Below are 3,227 nucleotides of genomic sequence, written 5' to 3'. Positions count from 1 at the left end.
TTGATTTCGTAGGCGCCCCTCTGCCAAGACGACTAGGGAGCGAGACAGAACCCCAGACCGTAAAGTTCGATGTCTCGCCCCCGCAAAGCCTAGCAGACATTTTAAAGCTTTGAAAAAGCGACTAAAATGCCGCTAGGCTACTGCGTCTTGTTTATACTACAAGCAATGATTTGAGAGGTTAGGATTTTTGTCTGCCTTCAGTCGTTTACGGCTGGCGGTAAGTCCGAAATCTATGATTTCGGCTGCGCACCCCTGTCAGAACGGCTAGAACGGATTAACTTCCTTAATCAGATATTTGTTCATCCACAGAAATAAGAAAGTGAGGGCAATATTTTGCCTCATCATTTCCTCTCGTTTTAACTTTTTTGGTTTATTTAGGTTGAGAGCAGGAACCTTAAAATTATTTTATTAAAATCGGAAATTTCTTGATGAATAGCGTGCCCTGAATTTTTAAAAATTATTTTTTTACAATTAATTCTTGACGCTAATTCATCTGAGTATTCTACTGGAATAACCTTGTCTAACATTGCTCCAATGACTAATGTTTTTGATTTTATATCACTTAATTGCTCATAGACATCAAATGTTAAACAAGATTCTGCAAGAATACTGAATCTCTCTAAATCTTTTACCTTAACCATATATTTTAGAGCAACATGGATAAGCTTATGCTTTTTTAAATATTGTTTTGAATAGACATTATCAATCATATTTGATAATAAAGCTTTTACATCTCCCTTATCAGCTAATGCTATCCAATTATTGATAACATCATTTTGCTTCATATTATTTCTAGCAGTTGTTGCAACCAAAACAAGATGTTCAATTAAATCTGGATAATTTATTGCTAGGGACTGAGCTATCATACCGCCTTGCGAAACACCTACAGCATCAATTTTATGTATATTTAATTTATTCAAACAATAAGCAATCTCTTGGGCCATATCCTGTATTTGATAGCTTCTTTCAATAGTGTTTGGGTGATCAAATATCAGTACTTTATAATTTTTAGCGAATTTTCTATAAAAAAAGGCCATTTGTTTAGCTTTCCCTTTTATTCACTCTGTACCAAGACCGGGTATTAAAAGAAGAAATTTTTCACCAGAACCAAACGTAATATAATGGATATTGTCTCCATGGAATTCTACTACTTTATTTTTTGCATTAATCATATATAGTAGTCTCCTTACTTAGCAAAAAGACTGGCTTATTGCCAGTCTTTTTGCTATTTTCAAATTGATTGAGCAGATTAATTTTTCTGACCAACTACATAGGTCAGCTGTTTCGCCTGTGCAGCCGAGAAGGTGCGGTAGGAAATCACTCCGAGACCCAGAGCGTTGGATTCAGAAATCAGGATTGAACCATCTTCCTTAACTTCTTCAACAATAGCTACATGGCCATAAGTACCGTCAGCACCGGCTTGACCTGGCGCAAATGAAACAGCATAACCGACTTCAGGCTGATGGGTTGTCACATAGCCTGACTTATGCTGCCAGTCGCCTCCATTGCCCATATAGGCATCAAACCGATATCCCAATTCCTCAGCACGGTTAAAGACATACCAAGTACATTGACCCCAAGGATAGCTTGCAGCAATATAGCCAGCTGCATTAACAGCTTCGGAAATACTGTAGCCAGCTGGAATTTCCGCATAAGTCACTCCGGAGATATTTCTCAGTTCAGCTGGAATTTCAGGGGTGCCGCCGTGTTTATCGATCCATTCGTCTAGATCTTCCATGATTTCAGCACGTTTTTTCCCTGTCCCGGAAGTATCGGTGAAGTAAACACCGCCGTCAGCAACCGTATCCAACTGGCCTAAAGCGAGTTTCTTAGCCTTATCATCCTGCCGTTTAAATGTTGTGTTTTTATTTTGAATAATTGTGACTTTAGTCAGCTCACGCACAGCCTTATCATCATTGTAGTTAGCTGCATTCTCGGGATTACTGTCAAAAGCCCCATAGCCAAATACATTTGAACCAGGAAGAGCCGCAACACCTGCTGAGCCAAGCGAACTTTCAGCCATAGCAATAGCAACGATAGCGCGGACATCCAGTCCACTGGCTTCTTCCCATTCCAGCAGCTTTTCACCATTGATACGGTTCTTGTCATAAGCGACTCCCGTCGAAGCCAGATAGCCGTCCAGCTGCTCTGCGGTAATCCCGTAACGGTGCGACAGCAAATTATGCGTATAGGCATCATCGCCTGTCCAGTGTTCTACATATGCACGATTAGTGGTTGTAGCATCAGCAATCTCACTGCCATCAGATAAAAACGGCAGACCAAAGGAGGATAAAGGATTGCCTCCCAAGGGATTGGCAGCCGCCTCGTTTCCGGCTGCGGAAGCTTTATCTGAGCCAGGCTGACTGCCTGATTTTTTTTCTGTTTTAGCAACTCCGGAGTTTGTACTAGGAGCTGTTTCCTTTTCTGCAGCAGTCGTTGCTGAGGTTGTTGTCTCTGTCGTAGTCGTCGTGGTTGTGCTTTCCGTTGTATCGGCTGCAGGAGCTTCCTCAGCGGAAGGCGCTGTATCAGTATCAGCCCCATCTGCATCGTCTTCAGAAGCATCCGCATCTGTATCAGGATCCGTTGCAGCTTCTTCTTCAGCAGTTTCCTCTTCTGTCGTAGTCGTGGTTGTCGTCGTGGTTTCTGCCGGTGTATCATCTGCAATAATAGAGGATACTTGGGTTAAGCCCGATGCTTCTGATAAAATCAAGCCTGAAATAGTCAGTAATGCTAATAATTTTCTCTTGTAAGACATGAAATTCTCCTTAAATTATTTTTTCTTATAACTATCTATTCGAAAAAATGTCTTATTATATTGCTACTATATGACATTATAACATTTTTCTAATGATTTTTCCTTAAAATAACTCCAAAAAAATGAGCCGAGAACCATTTTTTATCGGCTGATAATCAGAATCATTTTAAGAAAAAACTTATAAATAGCCCTAAGAAACTATTTTTATCTGTCTGTACATCTTCTCCTTTCACATTATACCAAAAATATATAGAAAGAAAAGGACTTTTGCTCACAGAGGTTATTTGTAATTTTTTTCAATTTTCAATTTTTAATTGGCCGCTTTTACATCTGCCGGCGTCTTGAGCATCTCCAAGGTTTGGTCAGCTCACCAATGTGTTCCCTAGCCGCTACAGAACCGATTTCAGCCACCACTGCCTCCAGCTCTGTCGGCACCTCCTCGATACTCTGGGCGCCGTCTAAACCGGATAAG

At 40.6% G+C, this 3,227-nt stretch carries 2 protein-coding genes; both read right to left on the bottom strand.

Annotation, left to right across the window (positions count from 1 at the left end; genetic code table 11):
* Window positions 1-374 precede the first annotated feature (374 nt).
* Entirely contained in the window at window positions 375-1,037 is a 663-nt protein-coding gene (locus AB3329_RS10495; RefSeq protein ID WP_368395707.1) for an alpha/beta fold hydrolase, read from the bottom strand.
* A gap of 212 nt (window positions 1,038-1,249) precedes the next feature.
* Window positions 1,250-2,755, bottom strand: coding sequence for a CHAP domain-containing protein (locus tag AB3329_RS10490; RefSeq protein WP_368395708.1), 1,506 nt, complete (start codon window positions 2,753-2,755; stop codon window positions 1,250-1,252).
* Between the last annotated feature and the right edge of the window lie 472 nt (window positions 2,756-3,227).

Source organism: Streptococcus huangxiaojuni (assembly GCF_040930515.1).
Classification (GTDB): domain Bacteria; phylum Bacillota; class Bacilli; order Lactobacillales; family Streptococcaceae; genus Streptococcus; species Streptococcus huangxiaojuni.
Note: the sequence above shows the minus strand (reverse complement) of the source record. Positions and strands in the feature narration are given on the sequence as shown.